This is a genomic window from Streptomyces sp. NPDC051913 (assembly GCF_044593635.1).
Classification (GTDB): Bacteria; Actinomycetota; Actinomycetes; order Streptomycetales; family Streptomycetaceae; genus Streptomyces.
Map to the genome: position 1 here is coordinate 16,892 of NZ_JBIUCI010000008.1, position 16,451 is coordinate 33,342.

Annotated in this window: 13 protein-coding genes, 5 pseudogenes and 1 CRISPR repeat array (1 of these 19 cut by a window edge); of the genes and pseudogenes, 7 read left to right on the forward strand and 11 right to left on the reverse strand. The window is 66.0% G+C overall.

Features of this window, described 5'->3' with window-relative positions:
- Positions 1-19 precede the first annotated feature (19 nt).
- Both ACIHIX_RS24270 and ACIHIX_RS24275 read left to right on the forward strand, forming a co-directional pair.
- Positions 20-166, forward strand: a pseudogene (locus ACIHIX_RS24270) (transposase); the annotation flags it as partial.
- Positions 167-275: 109 nt separating this feature from the next.
- Positions 276-1,039 (forward strand): annotated as a pseudogene (locus tag ACIHIX_RS24275) (IS5 family transposase).
- Between the two features lie 21 nt (positions 1,040-1,060).
- On the opposite strand, the gene ACIHIX_RS24280 reads toward ACIHIX_RS24275, so the two are convergent.
- The 4 genes from ACIHIX_RS24280 to ACIHIX_RS24295 form a co-directional block, all read right to left on the reverse strand.
- Complete coding sequence (locus ACIHIX_RS24280; RefSeq protein ID WP_399959473.1) at positions 1,061-1,480, reverse strand: hypothetical protein; 420 nt, start codon at positions 1,478-1,480, stop codon at positions 1,061-1,063.
- A 10-nt stretch (positions 1,481-1,490) separates the two neighbouring features.
- The gene (locus tag ACIHIX_RS24285) at positions 1,491-2,081 is read right to left on the reverse strand and encodes a hypothetical protein (protein ID WP_399959475.1); all 591 of its coding nucleotides are present in this window, start codon (positions 2,079-2,081) and stop codon (positions 1,491-1,493) included.
- 274 nt (positions 2,082-2,355) lie between these two features.
- On the reverse strand, positions 2,356-2,781 hold the full coding sequence (locus ACIHIX_RS24290) for a hypothetical protein (RefSeq protein WP_399959477.1): 426 nt from the start codon (positions 2,779-2,781) through the stop codon (positions 2,356-2,358).
- 474 nt (positions 2,782-3,255) lie between these two features.
- The gene (locus ACIHIX_RS24295) at positions 3,256-4,497 is read right to left on the reverse strand and encodes a hypothetical protein (RefSeq protein WP_399959479.1); all 1,242 of its coding nucleotides are present in this window, start codon (positions 4,495-4,497) and stop codon (positions 3,256-3,258) included.
- Between the two features lie 426 nt (positions 4,498-4,923).
- Here ACIHIX_RS24295 and ACIHIX_RS24300 point away from each other — a divergent pair, with 426 nt between their 5' ends.
- The 3 genes from ACIHIX_RS24300 to ACIHIX_RS24310 all read left to right on the forward strand — a co-directional run bounded on the left by ACIHIX_RS24300 (position 4,924) and on the right by ACIHIX_RS24310 (position 7,963).
- Positions 4,924-6,168, forward strand: coding sequence for an IS256 family transposase (locus tag ACIHIX_RS24300; protein WP_399959480.1), 1,245 nt, complete (start codon positions 4,924-4,926; stop codon positions 6,166-6,168).
- A 200-nt stretch (positions 6,169-6,368) separates the two neighbouring features.
- Positions 6,369-6,692, forward strand: coding sequence for a hypothetical protein (locus tag ACIHIX_RS24305; RefSeq protein ID WP_399959482.1), 324 nt, complete (start codon positions 6,369-6,371; stop codon positions 6,690-6,692).
- A 347-nt stretch (positions 6,693-7,039) separates the two neighbouring features.
- The gene (locus ACIHIX_RS24310) at positions 7,040-7,963 is read left to right on the forward strand and encodes a DUF4238 domain-containing protein (protein ID WP_399959484.1); all 924 of its coding nucleotides are present in this window, start codon (positions 7,040-7,042) and stop codon (positions 7,961-7,963) included.
- A gap of 246 nt (positions 7,964-8,209) precedes the next feature.
- Here the strand turns inward: ACIHIX_RS24310 and ACIHIX_RS24315 are convergent, their stop codons facing one another.
- Positions 8,210-9,466, reverse strand: coding sequence for a helix-turn-helix domain-containing protein (locus ACIHIX_RS24315; protein ID WP_399959486.1), 1,257 nt, complete (start codon positions 9,464-9,466; stop codon positions 8,210-8,212).
- Positions 9,467-9,617: 151 nt separating this feature from the next.
- Here ACIHIX_RS24315 and ACIHIX_RS24320 point away from each other — a divergent pair, with 151 nt between their 5' ends.
- A complete protein-coding gene (locus ACIHIX_RS24320) occupies positions 9,618-10,931 on the forward strand; it encodes a hypothetical protein (protein ID WP_399959488.1) in 1,314 nt (437 codons plus the stop codon).
- On the opposite strand, the gene ACIHIX_RS24325 is transcribed toward ACIHIX_RS24320, so the two are convergent.
- The 5 genes and pseudogenes from ACIHIX_RS24325 to ACIHIX_RS24345 form a co-directional block, all read right to left on the reverse strand.
- Entirely contained in the window at positions 10,897-11,622 is a 726-nt protein-coding gene (locus tag ACIHIX_RS24325; protein WP_399959490.1) for a hypothetical protein, read from the reverse strand. The two genes, ACIHIX_RS24320 and ACIHIX_RS24325, sit on opposite strands and share 35 nt — an antisense overlap.
- A 14-nt stretch (positions 11,623-11,636) precedes the next feature.
- On the reverse strand, positions 11,637-11,864 hold the full coding sequence (locus ACIHIX_RS24330; protein ID WP_399960223.1) for a hypothetical protein: 228 nt from the start codon (positions 11,862-11,864) through the stop codon (positions 11,637-11,639).
- Between the two features lie 69 nt (positions 11,865-11,933).
- Positions 11,934-12,068, reverse strand: a pseudogene (locus ACIHIX_RS24335) (IS3 family transposase); the annotation flags it as partial.
- A 710-nt stretch (positions 12,069-12,778) separates the two neighbouring features.
- On the reverse strand, positions 12,779-13,273 hold the full coding sequence (locus ACIHIX_RS24340; protein WP_399959492.1) for a hypothetical protein: 495 nt from the start codon (positions 13,271-13,273) through the stop codon (positions 12,779-12,781).
- Between the two features lie 306 nt (positions 13,274-13,579).
- A pseudogene (locus ACIHIX_RS24345) lies at positions 13,580-14,056 on the reverse strand (transposase); the annotation flags it as partial.
- A gap of 122 nt (positions 14,057-14,178) precedes the next feature.
- Here ACIHIX_RS24345 and ACIHIX_RS24350 point away from each other — a divergent pair.
- Positions 14,179-14,730: pseudogene (locus ACIHIX_RS24350) on the forward strand (IS21 family transposase); the annotation flags it as partial.
- 141 nt (positions 14,731-14,871) lie between these two features.
- Here ACIHIX_RS24350 and ACIHIX_RS24355 read toward each other — a convergent pair.
- On the reverse strand, positions 14,872-15,372 hold the full coding sequence (locus tag ACIHIX_RS24355; RefSeq protein ID WP_399959494.1) for a hypothetical protein: 501 nt from the start codon (positions 15,370-15,372) through the stop codon (positions 14,872-14,874).
- 1,039 nt (positions 15,373-16,411) lie between these two features.
- Positions 16,412-16,451: direct repeats of the CRISPR family, unit length 29 nt (it continues 1,333 nt past the right edge of the window).

A 16,451-nucleotide genomic window follows, 5' to 3' on the forward strand; every position in this document is an offset into this window, starting at 1 on the left:
CCTTGGCACGGCGGACCGGCTCTCGCCTGCTCAGCTGGCCACCGTCTGTGTCCTGCAGTTCCTCCTCGGTCTGTCGGACAGGCAGGCCGCCGAGTCGGTCCGCTGCCGCATCGACTTCAAATATGCGATGGCCATGGAGCTGGACGACCCTGGATTCCACCACAGTGAGCCTTTTCCAACCTCCCGCGTTGGCTGGGCAGTTGGCCTGACAAACGGGTGAAGCCCCTGGTAGATGGGTTTTCGACCAAGAGAACCGTCTCCACCAGAGGCTTCGCATGCTTGTCTACCCGTCCGGCGTCGACGTGTCCAGCTCTGCCCTCCGCTTCCTCGCCGGCCGCCTGAGGAAACACCGCGCCGCTCTCGGCACCGATGGCGTCGCCTGAGCGCGGGCCGACAGGCTCTGCTCACCCTCACCCACCTCCGCAACGGGCAGCCCTACGCCCAGCTCGCGGCCGGTTTCGGGATCGGCACGACCACCGTCTACCGGTACGTCGCCGAGGCCGTCGAACTCCTGGCCGCCCTCGCCCCCACGCTCGCCGAAGTGGTACTGGCCGCGTCCATGAAGGCGTATCTGATCCTGGACGGAACGCTGCTGCCGATCGACAGGATCGCCGCCGACCGCCCCTTCTACTCGGGCAAACACAAGAAGCACGGCATGAACGTGCAGGTCATAGCCGACCCGAAGGGACGTCTCCTGTGGGCTTCACCAGCCCTGGCCGGAGCCGTCCACGACGTCCGGGCCGCACGCGAGCACGGCATCATCGACGCTCTCGCCCGGGCCGGCATCAACTGCTCGGCAGACAGGGGCTACCAGGGCGCGGGCGGCACGGTCCGCCTCCCTTACCGCGGCCGATGGGACAGCCTTTCCGCCGGTCAGCAGGCCGTCAACCGGTCCCATGCAAAGGTACGGGCACTGGTCGAACTAGCCATCGCCACCCTCAAGTCCTGGCGGCTCCTACGCAAGCTCCGCTGCTCGACGACCCGAATCACCAGCCTCGTCCAAGCCGTCCTCACTCTCCATCTGACCAGCTCAGACTGAAGATGGAAAAGGCTCATTGCGTTAGTCGTTCTTACGCCTTTTCATGTCAGGACCCAGCCTCAATCGATCCATTACTAGCTTACGATTTATAGCGCGGAGCTTATCGCCAACGCCGCTGTCTCGCGCCGCAACTTCTTCTACCTCCGTCAAACGGCTGTAGATAAATTCAAGTTGCCATTCCAGACGCTCCGCGTCGCGAACATCAGGCTCCACCCCGTCGAGATAAATAGCCCATACGTGAGGCATCATAACTGGCCTGCCACCCCTGGGGGCAATACCGATATACCACTGCAGCTTCTCCCTCCCTGTAATCACCTCACACTCTTCACCCTTGAATCGGATGAGGATGTTACCGAAAGGCCCGTCGAGCTCTTCGTCTACTCGTTCATAACCGGCATCCGACAGTCGGTGCGAGACGACATTCAACCATTCTTCCTGCACTCTAAGTCACCTAACCTTCGGGAATCATGGCATCTCCGACAGGGTTAAATGTATACCCATTGGTCAAGAGGTAGTCTATTTCATCCGTGTAAATGGAGGCGTCCCTCATTTCTTCGATGGGTGTGGCGAGCCTGAAGGTGTCACCATTCCGGATACCTTCATCGAGAAACGCTTGATTTTTCCCCCATGACCATTTCTCCCCTTTCGGTATCCGGAAGAACTCGGCATCGAGCGTCTGCGTGATCCCCTTGAACGTGAGGGTGAGCGGGGGTGCGGACAGCTTCCTCACTGGGCAGGGGCGGGTGTAGGGGCGGCCGTCCGGGAAGGCGGGCCTAGATGCGTGGACCCAGAGGGCGTCAGCGCAGACCCGCGCGGTGTGGCAGGGGCAGCGGGGGCAGCCCTCGACGGGCCGGACCCACACCTGCTCGTCGTCGGCCTCACCGGTGGGAATGTAGCTGACCGTGGACACCGCAGGCGCGCATTCGGTCCCTGAGCGGGTGCTGGGATCGGTCTGGTGGTGACGGCGGGCGGTCGTGAACTTCGCGCCCTCGCGCGCGGCGGCGCGCGCCTTCTTGCCCGCGGTGCTCTGCTGCTTCGGCATGGCGTACTCCCACACGACGGCCCCACGCTTCCGCCGCCCGTGTACGTCGAGGCCACCGGAAGAGCTGCTGCGCGGGCCCCGGGAGACCTTGGCCGACAGTGTCCCAGAGCGGCGTGGACGGTGGTGGGCGGCGGCGAACGGCGTACGCGACTTGCCGTGCCGTGCCGTGCCGGGCCGTGCACGATATCCGCGAGCACTGACAGCCGGGCCCGCTGTCCCGTGACAGGGATTCCTAATGCCGTCGGTGAACTCGTCCGAGCAGCTTCGTGGTCGGTCAGGCGGGCGACGGAACGAGAGTCGTGGCGATGGACCGATTGCGAAGCCCTTCCGCCAGATGCGCCATTTCCACGGACGTGCCGACCATGCCAGCTCCACTCAGTTCGGCAGCCATCAGCCGGGCTTCGCCCAGCGAGAGGTGGCGCATTTCGCGCAGGGCTCGCAACACGGGGACGAGACTGGCTTCCTCGGTTGCCAGGCGAAGCCGCGTTGCCCCGTGCTCGGCAAGCAGTGCCTGGCTGATCTCTTGGGGAGCTGGGCCTGCGCCCGTCTCGCACCACGCGTTGGGGCAGGCTTGGCATCGCCCTTCAGTGCCCCAGCGCAGTTGGCCCCGGTCGACGAACTGACCGAGATCGCGGACCAATACGCCACCACAGGCCACGCAGGTCGAGGTGTCCTTCACTCCCTGGGTGACGGTGATCATTAGTTTTTCTCCCCACGATGTCGTTCTGTCTGATCCTGCCGCAAGGACTGCAGGCCGGCGACTGAGTTGTCCGCGGATCAGGGTTCGGCAGCGGGGCGTCATGCGGCGAGTGGTTCCGGTGGCGCGATCTGGTAGCAGCGTCCCTCACAGAGGAGGGCCCAGAGCCCGGACCCGCGTACCTGACCACGAGCTTCTTGTCGACGTCCCCTACGACCTTGTGCGCCTCAACGACATGAGCCTCCACGCCGCAGGCTGGGCCTGCCCATCCCGGTCCGGCCCACCGTCGCTGCGCTGCTCACGTGCTTGCGCCAGGCCGAACGCCACAGCAGCGGATTCCAGCGGCACCCCCTCGGCTACGCCGTAGCCAGCATCGACGGTCGGCCGGGAGTCAGAAGAGGGCCGGCTTCGTCTGGCCACCGCACTCGACTACCTCGCGCGAGCTGTCAGCGCTCCCTCGCCGACACCCCTCGCACATCAGGAATCGACCAGGTAGGCCTTCTCCCCCATCATCAGCGGTGCGTCAGCCGGGCCCTTGATGTAGGGGCCGCGCCAGATCACCCGGTGCTCCTGGAGGCGTGGATACCACTGCCGGACCTTGTGCATCCGCACCGGCCACCGGTGGTGGTACACCCGCTTCTCTCCTACTGGTTCCGAGGGACGGGGCGAAGGCGCGGCAAGCCGGATCACCCGCATGTCAGGATCCCGGGGCTCGGAGTGGTCACCGCTGCCACGGACCTGGGATGCCGACTGCGACGGCCCGACCGCGGTGACGCCCTGCGCAATCAGCCTCCAGAAGGCGAACATGTAGCGGCCCACGAAATCGTCGTACGGGTCCTCGACACGGCCGCCGGCCCACTCCCCCATCTCGGGAACCGGCTCCGTACGCCACTGGGACGCGTCGGTGAGGGCCCGTTGCATCTGCCGATGCTGTTCGGACAGATCCGCGAGCGCCCCGGTGCTCTCTTCCGCCAGGCAGGCATCGCCCCGCATCCCGTACATGCCGTCCGGCATCAGCGGCGGCAGCGGGCTGCCCGACGCACGGGCGCCGGAGACGGCCTGCCGCCAACCGGCCGGCTGCACCGGACCATCGCGGTCCATGAAGGTCGTGACCTGCACACCCGGGTACCGGGCGGTGGGCAGGATCTGATGCTGGGTGACAAACTGCCATCCGAAGGCTCTGGTGTCCGACAAGGATCCGGTGCGGTTGACGACCACGACCGGCTCGGGCAGTACCAGCAGCCCCGTCGCCATCAGGATGTCCCGGTCCCGGTCAAGGGTGCTGAGGTCGGCCGGCTCCAAGGTGGCGGCCGCGGCCATCACCGCGGCATGAGCAGCCGGGGAGATGACGACAACCTCCGCCTGCCGCAGCAGCTTCTGGATCTGCTGCCGCTGCCACGCCGCCCCCTCCCCCGGCGTGTGCGGCCACGGCGGCCGGTAGCCCTGCTTGCCCAGCACCATCGCCCAGGCCGCCTCCAGCTCAACGCCCTCGGGCCTGCCCGCCATCTCCGCCAAGTCACTGTGCCCCAGCACGGCATGCACCTCGGACACGACGTTGCCGAGATTCGAGGCCATCATCAACTGCACCCACTGATTACCGCTCAGCAGTCGCTGCGTCAGCTCCGCCAGCCGCCACGCCTCCCTCGCCGCGCCGGTGGCAGTCCACTCCGCGGCCCGGTCACGGCTGCGCACCCGCTTGGCCCGGCTCGCCTTCCCCACCCCGACGCCCCCTCCCAGTCGGCCAGTTGACGAAGCCGTACCCGACCGCGGCGGACGCGACACGGCACCTTCCAGCCGTACAACGCTGCACTGCGACAACTGCACGCTCAACGCTCCGGCCCCAGCCCAGCCAGCAGGGCCGCCTGGTCGGGATCCAACCTCGTGGCCCGCATCCTCGAGGCTGAACGAGATGGCTGACTGGGTGAGCTGGGAGCACTTGAAGTCAGCCTTGCCCGTGCCCAGGACAAACTCGCCCAACGGGGAGACCGATGGCGTCCCTTGAAGTGGTGTAGTCGGGCCGAGTCCCGGAACGCGCGGGTGTCTGCCCGGGGCGTGCATCCGCTGGCGGTGCATGCTCCCTGAACAAGGGCAGGCCATCGCGCAAGTCTCCTTGGTGAACGGGCAGTTCAACCGGAGGAGCACGCGATGGCCTTGTCCCATTCTGAGCTGATGCGGCTGCTGGAGTCACTACGTCGGGCCGAGGGAGTTGAAGCAATCAGGGTGGTGTGCGAGCGCATCCCGCAGGAGCTCATCGAGGCCGAGGCCACAGACGTTATCGGTGCCGCCCCGCACCAGCACACCGAGACGCGCACCACTTGGCGCAACGGACACCGCGACCGGCTGCTGACCACGCAGGCCGGCGACCTGGACCTGAAGATCCCGAAAGTGCGGACCGGCTCGTTCTTCCCGTCGCTGCTGGAACGCCGGCGGCGCATCGACCGGGCGTTGTTCGCCGTGGTGATGGAGGCATACGTGCACGGTGTCTCCACCCGCAGCGTGGATGACCTGGTCAAAGCACTCGGCGCGGACTCCGGGATCTCCAAGTCCGAGGTCTCCCGCATCTGCGGCGAACTGGACGAGGAACTGACCGCGTTCAAGGAACGGCCGCTGGATCACACCGTCTTCCCCTACGTCTTCCTGGACGCCACCTACTGCAAGGCCAGGGTGAATCACCGGATCGCCTCGCAGGCCGTGGTCATCGCGACCGGTATCTCGGCCATCGGGCACCGCGAGATCCTCGGTGTGATGGTCGGCGACAGTGAGTCGAAGCCGTTCTGGACGAAGTTTCTGCGCAGTCTGCGGGCTCGTGGCCTGGAGAACGTCCAGCTGGTCATCTCCGACAGCCACAGCGGCCTGGTGGCCGCGATCCGCACGGTCTTTTTCGGATCGGCCTGGCAACGCTGCCGGGTTCACTTTGTCCGGGACGTGTTCTCGGTGATCGAAAAGGGTTCCGGGGAGATGGTGGCGGCCACCATCCGCACCATCTTCGCGCAGACCACCGCCGAACAGGTCCGTACTCAGCTGGATGTGGTCGCTGACATGCTCGGACGGCAGTTCCCGCAGGTCAAGAAGATGCTGCTGGACGCCGCACCGGACATCACGGCGTTTGCGGACTTCCCGTCGGCGCACTGGAAGAAGATCTGGTCGACCAACCCGCTGGAGCGGCTGAACCGGGAGATCAAACGGCGGGCCGACGTCGTCCAGGTCTTCCCCAACCCTGCCGCCCTGGACCGGCTCGCCGCCGCGGTCCTGGCCGAACTCCACGACGAGTGGCAGGTCTTCGACCGCCGCTACCTCTCCGAAGCCTCCATGGCCGAACTCTTCACCACCCAGCCGACCCCGCCCGAGTCGGAGATCACCCCACAACCGGAATCGAAGCAGCTGCCGTGACTACACCACCCCGCGGGACATGACCCGTCAGGAAGTCATGGTCGCGTGGGCGAAGCGGTACGGTCTGCGGTTGAGTCCAGTCGGTTGCTGCCCGCTGTGGCAGGGCCAGGCCGCGAGCCGCCGGTGCATGTTCACCATCGGGGCAGCCAATGCACGCGCCACGGCTCGCCCAGCCCGACAGGGGCTGGCTGGACCATGCCGTGACGTGGCTGAAGGGCTCCCGCCCGGCGGCGATCACCTCCGCGCCGTACTACATCGGTCCGGAAGACGAACAGCGACTGGAGTACTGGCAGCAGCAGGCCGATCTGCGGCTGCAGGTCGTACGCGGAACCGGCTGGTACGGCTTCACCACGACGCAGATCGTGATGTGGCGCACCGACCGTATCCAACAGGTAGAGGCGGCCAAGGGCTCGGTGGTCCCCGGTCCTCGGCTGGAAGCGGCTGCGGTGCGTGGACCGGCCGTGCCCGAAGGCACATTGCTCGAGGTGGATGCTGTTGAGTTCACCGGGCATGAGGGGAGCTGAGTTATGGTGCGGGGAAGGTACGGCACTCCGATGACCGTTCACCGGCTTCCGGCGCGGCCGGTGGACCTACGCTGTCAGGGCACCTGCCCGAAGTGCTACGCCATGCAGGGTGAGCAGTGCCGTGAGCGGCCGCATGTGCCGCCGTCGAACGGCGTCCACACCGCACGGCTGAAGGCGAACGGTATCAATCCGGCGTTGCTGCCGCCCTACCGGAGACCGGGTGGCCGCCGAAAGCGTGGCCGGCCACGGGGCTCGTCCTCGGGCTGACCCCGGGCGCCCAGGAGCCCTCACGACGAGGCGATCAAACCCTTGGCGTCATCTGCCGGGCGCTTGACAGAATCTGGCGGGTGCAAGCAGCTCACATATCCAAGCAGCACCTCGTCTCCCAGGTCCTCCTCAGGCAGTTCACGATGCTTGGACCCAAGGGCAGCGGCTGGCAACTGCAGCCCTTCGACGTGTGCAACCCGGAGCGCCGGCTCAAGCTGAAAGGCCCGGGAGCATGCGGTGCGGCCAAGGACTTCGTGGCGTTCGACTCCGCGTCTGCCGAGGAGCTGTGGGGATCGGTGGAGACCCGTGTACCCGCCGCGCTCGCGGCCGTGCAAGCCTGCACCCCCTTCTCCGACCCCGTGCACGTCGAAGTCCTGCGCGATCTGATCGTCCTCCACTATGTGCGCTCGCACCGCTACCGCGGCGTGTACAGCAACGCGTTCGAGACTGTGCGCGTGAACGTCCGCAGCGAGCTCATCAGGCAATATCCGGAGGACGTCCGTCGTGCAGCGCTGCGCCAGACCGGATTCCATCTGCCCGGCTCCGGCTCGCTCGGTTCCTTTGCCGAACGTCTCATCGAACAGTCCGAGGTCACCCAGGACTTCGGAACCGGCAAGCTGTTTCGCACAAGCATCGAGAACATGTTCAACAAAGTGCGTGCCATGGCCTCGAAGTGGCAGCTGGAGGTGCTGACTCCGGAGAACGGGCAGTTTCTCATCGGCGACAGCCCGGCGGTGACCGTGCGCACGGACTCCATGCCCTTCTCGTACAACATGGCATTCGGGGACGCACACGCCATCGTCCTGCCGATCGGTCCCAGGCACCTCCTGGCTCTGGGACCGAAGAACCTGCTGGGCACCATCCCCCAGGCCCTCGTCGACGAGGCCAACACCGTGCAGATCCTCGCTGCCGACCGCTACGCCTACATGCACCCTCGAAGCGGGCTGGAGACGTTCGCCAGGGCCAAGGCGAGGCAGCGGCACGCAGACCGCGCGAGCCGCTGACGTTGGACCTGGCCGCGATAGACGTCGTGGTCGTAGCCGTGGTCTGGGAAGAGCGAGTTCGCTCAGATCAGCCGCGACGGCTCAATCATCGCCAGCGGCTGGTCCGAATCCGAACGAACCCAGATCAGCACCTGGGCACAGCACGCCTCAGTTCCAGTGATCTGATCGAGGGACCGATAGTCCAGGTTGTTTGATTCGGTGCCGTCGATTCGAACGATTCCACTCGAATTCGAGTGATCAGTCTGGTCAGAGTGCTGTGACGGTCGGGGCCCGCCGGAATCCGGCGGCAATCTCATGGTGGCGTGCGGGCACCGTATTCGGGCCAACGCGGACATAAAACTCTGGGCGCTGTCCATTGCGGTAGGCGTACATCTGGCCCCCGCCGGAGACCTCGATAGCCAGGACCTTCTTGCCGTCGTAGTCGATCACACGTGTCTCGTACGGCGGCGCCGGCTCCAGGTTGTCCCGGATCATGTCGACGACCTGGAGTTCCTGCTTGTCGACGTTCGATCCCTCGGGCAGGCCCACAATCTGCAGGTCATCCCGGACGCCGATCAAGACAGTACCGCCGTCCCGCGACGCGAAGGCAGCGACGGTCTTGAGCATCTTCTTCCGCGAGTCACCCTGCGGAACCTCCTGCTTGCACTCCAGGTGCTGTCCTTCACCGTTCGCCAGGAGGACGTCCAGCTCAGGGCCGGGCTGCTCCCAGACAACCGAAGCGTCACGGGCGCGCCCGTACGTGGGAGCCGGAAAGCTCCGCCAGTCCAGCCACTGGTCCTCGCGGCGAAGCATCAACAGGCTGTCGGGCGCAAGTCCCTGGGGCAGCGCGAAGCTGTAGGTGCCGGCACCATCGACGGACTGGCTCTGGTTGCCCGCCGCCCAACTCAGCTCCAGTATTGCGCCGTCCAAGGCCTCGCCCTCGACGACGGCCGTCAGCAGGTCGGGGCTGATGGTGATCTGGGGAAACCAGGCCGCGCGTTGCGGCAGGACGATGCGCCACATGTCCTCACGGCCGGCGTTGGCGTCATGGGGGCGCTGATGGAGGAATGCGCTGAGGGCCTGATCGAAGTTCAGGAACGATGGGCCGTCCCCGACCAGCAGGCCATGGCCGGGATGGGGCGCGCTGGTGTCCCGGCTGAGGGTCCACTCGGTGCGCGGCCATGGCGTGGTCACCCGGCCCCACTCTTGTCGACCACTCAGTCGGTACGTGGAAGCAGTGGAGGGCAGTGGGCCGGGACAGACGATGTGAAGGCCGTGCACATGCCCCTCGCCTCGCAGCAGCGCGGCAACCTCCCGGCCAGGCAATCTCAGTTCGAGGAAGCACGCCGTGCTGTAGCGCCAGGATCGCTCCTTTACCGGGGCGTCGTCGTCCAAGGTGACCAGGCCATGATGCAGTTGCCACCGTTGTGCGTCCGAGACCAGTGCCAGCCGGACGTTCACGGCGGCGCGCTCGTTGACCATCACCGCCAAGGCGGAAGCTTCCATCTGCCCGCTGCTGGCCATGCCCGGCTCCCATCTCCCAGAGCGTGTGGAGCCGAACGAGGCGCAACGTCACGGTCCGTGCTCCCGAGCAGGCTACGCCGGGCACGGGAACGAGGGCCCGCCAGTTTGGCCTTCCGGCCGATAGAGTCCGTCTGGGCGGAGAGGATCATTAATGAGCGGGCGGTCTGTTGAGCTGCCGGACATTCCACGGGCCGGCGATGAACTTGAGGACTACGTTGCCGCGCTGTTCCAGGCGTCGGGTCACTACGTGGAGAAGCAGATCGTGGAGTCCGATCCGGCGGACCTCCTGGAGCTTGACATCGTCACCACGGACTACGCGCACAAGGAGGCCGTGCGACGTCTCGTCGAAGTCAAGGGCGGGGGCTGGGGATACACCGATCTGTTCAAGGTCGTCGGGTGGATGCAGTACCTGAAGATTGCCCGCGGCGCCTTCTTCGTCACCCGGTGGGACGACCGCGGAACCGCGCCGCGCCGAATGGAGCCCTTGGGCCTGGATGTCGTCTGCTTCGACGACTTCACGACCGCCCCGGACCTTTTCACGGAGAAGGGCTTCGGAGGGTTCGAGGAACCCGATCTCATCGGGCTGTGGCGCCACTCCTACAGCGTCGAGCGCAAGTTCGTGAAGCTCATTCACAAGCGGGCCAAGGCAGGAGATGAAGGGGCTCGGGCGGCGAAGACCTACCATCGGCAGATCAACAACGGCACCTTCTTCGCGCGGGCACCGGAAGAGTCCCTGGCGATGTTGTACGAGGCATACGCTGAGCACCCGAAGCTGACGCGCGGCTATGCCGATGAGCTCGATGGAGAGACGTTTGATCCGCAGTCGGAGACTGCCGGCAGCGTGAGCTACAGGGGCATGCTTGACGGGAAACACCCGGAACTACAGGCCTGCGCCTACTTGGAGCACCGAGCCCGGCTGTCGATCTTGAAGTCGGCAGTCGACTACGCGCTCGCGCATCCCAACGGCGCGCCGGAGTTCAGAGTGTCGGAGGACCGGAAGGTTTTCATCTTCCAAGGGCTTACGTACCACGCTCTGCCAGCAACGTTCCACAGCGGCATGGCCTGGCTGCGTGAACAGCCGAACTTCCGTCGCTACGCGACCTTTTGGCAGCAGTTGCTCTGGGGGTGGGGCGGGTTCTATCTCGATGACCGGGAGGAGCAGGAGTTCGAGTGGATGTCGAAGTACTCCGGCATCCCGGCCGACGAGATCCCGACAGCTCTTGAGGCGTTCGACCGCTTCTTCCCCATCCCCGGCGGCTGGTTCGTCACAGCCGGGCAGACGGACGTCCGCATGGTCAAGATGGTTCCCCTGATCTTCCAGGGGATCGGCGCCCACCATCGACGGGTCCAGTACAAGCTGGCCAAGGAATCCGGCTTCCCTGAGCTGAACCCGAGCTCCCGATACACCGACAGCGATCTCGCCAAGCGTGTCAACTGCACCGTCGATTTCCTGCTCGATCCATAGCCGGAGCGGCCCACCCGAGGGCTCCGCCACCGTCTGCGTCAGCTGCGCTCTCCGCGGTCGCTGTGGGGGGGGTGATGATCCCGCTTCCCGACGCCGCTCTGATCGTGGCGGGATCCCACTGGTACAGCCGCTTGTAGGCGACGTGTGTCTCCCATTCCGGCTCGTAGAACAGCGTCATCACCGATGCCACCGCCCGGCCTTCCGGTCCGTGATGGAAGGCGGTCAGCCGGCCTGGGTGCCATCGGCCGCCGGCCCGTACCTCGACCGCGCGGTACGGCGGGAACGTGGTGAAGTTCCCGGTGAAACAGTCGGTCATCTCCCCCACAGCGATCGGGTGGACGTCGCCGTTGCACCTCACCGCCTCCGCCGGCGACGGCGTTCCCCGCTCCCACCGGTTGACCAGTCCCATGCGGTCGGGGTCCCAGACGACCCAGGCCATACGGATGTCCGGCCGGCGTGTGTTCACGATCGCCAGCAGGGCGCGGCGGCCGTCGGCCATATCGAGGATCTCCAGGATCTCCGTCCTCTCGCGCCTGCCCTGCCACTGCATCTCAAGCCAGAGACCGGTGCAGTTGGTCATCGTCTCGCTCCAGTGCGACAACGGCTGCGGCATGGGGGGCGGCAGTTCGACCGCGTCCTGGTCGACTGCCGTCTGGTGCGCCTGCCGTGGGCGCCGGCTCGTGGGATCCATCGCGGGGCCCATGCCTAGGACGCTCTGGCGAGCAGCGCGGCGGGGCCCACCATCACCCGTGCTCCGAACCGTGACCGGGCGCGGTCGACGACCGCTTCCGCGAGGAGCCGCGCCTCCCGTGCCGCGTCCAGGGAGACCTGTTCGGCGACCTGGTCGGCGTCGAGGAGGTCGTCCGCGCGCAGCATCAGCCCGGTCAGCCGTGCTCGTTGCAGCGCGGCGCTGTCCATCAGCCGGTAGGCCATGACCCGCAGGTCCTCCTCATGGGCGGAGGCTTCCGAAAGGCGCTTGGCCCGGGACCATTTCCCGCTGCCGGCGAACTCCAGCGCAGAGTGCCTGCGCTGTCGGTTATGGAAGATTTCCAGGTACTCGAAGAGCGCGGTGGACAGCTCCAGACGCGTCCGCCACCGTCTGCGGTTGAGTAGTTCGACCTGGACCCGGGCCCAGAAGGGATGAACGACCCCAGCCCCACAATCTCCCCGTCGACGTCCTCGCGGTGCTGACGACCTACCCGCAGGTGCCCTTCGCGGGCGTGGAACTGGCGGGCGGCGGTCATGTTCCGCTCCCACAGCTCCTCCTGTGACCGCCGCACCGGCCGCACCTCCTGCCCCGTGACGTCGGGGTCCACTCCGAGGCTCTCCAACAGGTACTGCTGCGCCGGAGCCAGCTTGTCCCACCCGGCGACCTGTCCGGCGATCCACACGGCTAGGTCCTCGCCCTGCACCACCAGCTCACCCGCCCTGCCGGGCAGCGCGCCTGCGGCCTGGACGTGCCGGAGCAGCAACCGGTGACAGCATGCCCAGCTGATCTCCCACTCCGGGGACAAGCCGGGATCGATCTCCTCCAGCGCCTCCATACGGGCCTGCGACAGCTCCCCGGCGTGCCACAAGGCCCGGTTTCCCCGGCCGCGCGGCGGCCGACGGGTGAGCCGTCGCCCGAGACTCGGCAGCTGCCCGGGAGGTCAGAGAGGGCGCAGAGGACCAGTCGTGGAGGCCACCAGGCAGCTGGTGAAGCCTCACCTCTTCCTCAGGGTGTTGTCGGGGATCTTGGTGAGCTGGGTTTTTGCTGGTCAGGGGCGGTGGCTCGTGCGCCTGGTCGTCGTTGTTGGTCGTCATTGGCTACCGCCGAGCGGCGTCGGACGGCCCAGGTTCGCTACTCCTCAACCGGCCTCGGTGGCTGTGCCGTTCGCCTCTGGAACCCTCTGGTGCGACCGCATCGCTGTTCGCAGAGCTTCGAGTTCGGTTCGCGGAAACGGCCGGCCCCATTGGGCGTCGTAGCCTTCCTCGCCCTGCTCGAACGCGATCCGGTCGAAGGCCCGGACGGTGGACCGTGCCAGTGCCATGACGGTGTGGCGGCCTGACCAGAGAACTATCGCTGAGCCTTCCGGGAGTTGGGCGTTGTCGGCCAGGACCAGACGGACATCGACCGCTGAACCGTCTCTGCGGAAGAACCACCGATACAGCTCTGGCTCTCCGTTGAACTCGGCGCGCGTTTCCTCGTCACCGAGGACGAGTCGGGCAACGGCGTAGAGGAACTCTTCGGGCGCATCGGTGATGTAGGAAGCGACGACCTCTGCCTCGCCGCGATCGTCCGACACCTTGACGGTGGCCCACCCGTGGCTGCCCAGCTGCCAGGTGATCGCTAAAGACAACATCTCACCTCCCCGGGGCGATCTTATAGATTTCCGTGAAGCCGGGGTGTGCCACCGTGCGCCGGTGACGCTCCGTCACCGATAGCGGCGTCGGAGGTGGGCCATGAGGATGACGCGGTGGCGAAGGAGTGGAACTCCCGCTTGGCCAGCCATGATTCTTTTCTGGAGCTTCAGGTCTGTGATCCGGCCTTCGTTCACACCGGAGTTGAACGGGGTGGTGATCCCTTGCACGACCGCTGGCTGGTCCTCGCGGGGTGACGTCCGCTGGAGTGGTGTATTGACGGCCACTCGGTGATCTCTTCTTTGAGGCTATGCGGTGAGTTCAGTGGGCAGGTCGGTGTCGTCGGTTTCTGACCCGATCGGATGGAGGCGGGCCTTGGCCAGCAGGTCGAGCCCCATGTAGCGGCGGGCCTCGGTCCACTCGTCGTTCTGTTCGGCCAGCACCGCGCCGACCAGGCGGATGACGGCGGTGCGGTCGGGGAAGATACCGACCACGTCGGTGCGGCGGCGGATCTCCTTGTTCAGTCGTTCCTGCGGGTTGTTCGACCAGATCTGCCGCCAGATCTCGCGCGGAAACGCGGTGAACGCCAGAAGGTCGTGCTGGGCGGTGTCCAAGTGGGCTGCCGCCTTGGGGAACTTGGCCTCCAGGGCGTCCAGGACGTGCTGCATCTGGGACTGAACGGCGTCGGCATCGGGCTGTTCGAAGACGGTCCGCAGCAGCGTTGCCACCCATGGCTGGGCCGATTTCGGAACCTGGCTCAGCAAATTTCGGGCGTAATGACGGCGGAAATGTGATGCTCCCCGTAGGCGGATAGATCGTCTCCCCGCTGGCGGACAGCGAACGTCCCCACTGGCGGACGCGTGATCCCTTCGCCGTCTTGATCATCCGGCCTGTTCCCTTGGCCGGTGTGAAGACCAAAGAGGAGATCATGGAAATTCTGGAAGCGTACGACCTCACGGGGAGTTACCGTGCGGCGGCCGAGCTGTCCGGAGTCGACCACCACACCGTGAAGCGGTATGTCGAGCTTCGCGGCAAGGGCGGCGACCCGACGAAACGCCAGCAGCGGCCGAAGATGATCGACGACTATCTGCCGAAGATCGAGGAACTCATCGAGCGGTCCGGCGGCAGGATCGGTGCCGACCGGGTCCACGAAAAGATCGCGGCAATGGGCTTCACCGGCACCGACCGCACCACCAGGCGGGCGGTCGCCGCGGCGAAAGCGTCGTATCAGGCCGGCCACCGCAGGGTGTTCAGACCGTGGATTCCCGAGCCGGGTTTGTGGATCCAATGGGACTGGGGCGACGGACCGAAAATCGCGGGCCGAAAGACCTGGCTGTGGTGCGCTTGGCTGGCCTGGTCCAGGTTCCGCGTCATCATCCCGGTCCTCGACAAAACGCTGCCGACCATTGCGAGTTGTCTGGATTCGACGCTCCGGCAGATCGGCGGGGCCCCGACCTATGCCCAAGACCCTGGCCACCGCGACCGTCGACCGCCTGCTGCGTAGAGGTCAGGCCCTGACGGGACTTGGTCTTCACCAACCCGATGGGTGCGAGCGGCTGCGGGGGTGGTCTGGTGACGGCCTCTGCCTCGTGATGTGTGGTCAGCCGCGCTTGAGATGGGTGATCTTCTGCTGGGCTGCCATCATGGCCCGGGCCAGCTCGCCGCGGGCGCTCTCCTGCTGCATTGCCTTCACCAACTGCGTGCGGTGCTCCAGCAGGGAGAGCTTCACCGCCGGACCAGGATCGGGCAGGGCGGTGGCGACGTACTCCTTCACCCGCTCGACAACCCGAGCCAGCTCGGGTGCGATTGCGTGCGTTTGATCTGCGACACCACGGAGCATGGTGCCGATCTGGGTGACCTCCTCGAAGTCCTCGGCGCGGCAGGGCTTGTGAGCCAAGCGGCACTGCGCCTTGTACAGGTCGGCCAGCCACTGGTCGGGCTTGTCGAGCTCGGCGTTCGACTGGTCTGCGTGGCGGATGCTGCGCATCCAGGCGAAGACCTGCTGGTGGTGCAGCAGGGTGTAGGTGCCCAGGATGCCGACGCACAGCGCCGAGACGGCCGTCACCGCGAGGGTGCCTGCGCCCGTGCCGATCGCCAGCATGGTGGAGATCATCGTCGTAGGGGTCCGTTCCAGAAAAGAGGAGGGTCGCCGATCCATGCGGAAGAGTGCGCGGGTGCGGGACGTCAGGGGGGAAGGGTGAGGAATGTGGGCAGGCCGATACTGGTGTGGCGAGCCCGATCGGAAGGGTAGGTGTCAGGCCTCGACGCAATGACGCAGGCGGTCGTGCAGACGCTCAGCCGCGGCCGCTCACCCGCCGCGCAACTACGGGTGGTTGGGGCGCGTTCGGGCTGACCAGCAACGCACCACGCCGTCTGTGTTCTCATCGTGACCGTGGTCAGCTCGGCCACATCCAACCCCAGGAGCACGAGACCAGCTGCCACGCTCAACATCAGCCCCAACCTGCGGTGGGAGTTAACGCACAGAGCCTCGAATAGTCCGGGAGCACTTCACCATCCCCACAGGTGCGGGGAGCATGTATCACTGACGCCCTACATGGGGCCATCCCCGCAGGTCTGGGGAAGACGCTAGATTGCCTTTAGCCGGGGTCCCTCTTGTCTACGTACTCACTGACCGCACGAGCCTCTGGCGGAGGTCGCGACTTCCTACTGAGAGGTACGAGAGAGCCCCCTCCAAGAACAATCCCAGCGCCGTCCGATCGCCGCGGAAAGAAATTTGTTGTGGCGCTTGCGGGAGGCCCTGGCGTAGCGAAACGCATTTGGACCAGGCTTGTTAGCCGCTCGGGGTAATCATCATTGGTCATGCTGTCGACTGTAAGGCTGTCTTACGCCATACATGTTGAGATGTTCACTATCGAGCGACAACGTACGGAAACCGTCGCGCGCTGGATGCTAATCGCGCGTGATGTAGCGGCTTTTGACCAGTCTACGGGCCGGGATCTCTCCCACGCATACCAGCAGCCCAGGAGGACTTCTGCAGGTGTGGAAAGCGCGCCTCCGTCGGCACTCACAGGAAATACATGGCGAGAGCGAGCGAGCAACTGGCTAGGCGCGGCGAACGCCAGAACGCCATGCCCATCGGATCGCCCTCTGGGGACCAAGGCATGCAAGCTGGTCGCCGCGGGAACTACCCCGCGGGCGCGGGGAGCAGAGGCGCTGCGG

Coding starts and splice junctions, on each gene's coding strand:
- ACIHIX_RS24285 (WP_399959475.1), bottom strand. CDS start 2,081: ATGCCGAAGCAGCAGAGCACCGCGGGCAAGAAGGCGCGCGCCGCCGCG.
- ACIHIX_RS24290 (WP_399959477.1), bottom strand. CDS start 2,781: ATGATCACCGTCACCCAGGGAGTGAAGGACACCTCGACCTGCGTGGCC.
- ACIHIX_RS24300 (WP_399959480.1), top strand. CDS start 4,924: ATGGCCTTGTCCCATTCTGAGCTGATGCGGCTGCTGGAGTCACTACGT.
- ACIHIX_RS24315 (WP_399959486.1), bottom strand. CDS start 9,466: ATGGCCAGCAGCGGGCAGATGGAAGCTTCCGCCTTGGCGGTGATGGTC.
- ACIHIX_RS24320 (WP_399959488.1), top strand. CDS start 9,618: ATGAGCGGGCGGTCTGTTGAGCTGCCGGACATTCCACGGGCCGGCGAT.
- ACIHIX_RS24325 (WP_399959490.1), bottom strand. CDS start 11,622: ATGGATCCCACGAGCCGGCGCCCACGGCAGGCGCACCAGACGGCAGTC.
- ACIHIX_RS24330 (WP_399960223.1), bottom strand. CDS start 11,864: ATGGCCTACCGGCTGATGGACAGCGCCGCGCTGCAACGAGCACGGCTG.
- ACIHIX_RS24340 (WP_399959492.1), bottom strand. CDS start 13,273: ATGTTGTCTTTAGCGATCACCTGGCAGCTGGGCAGCCACGGGTGGGCC.
- ACIHIX_RS24355 (WP_399959494.1), bottom strand. CDS start 15,372: ATGCTGGCGATCGGCACGGGCGCAGGCACCCTCGCGGTGACGGCCGTC.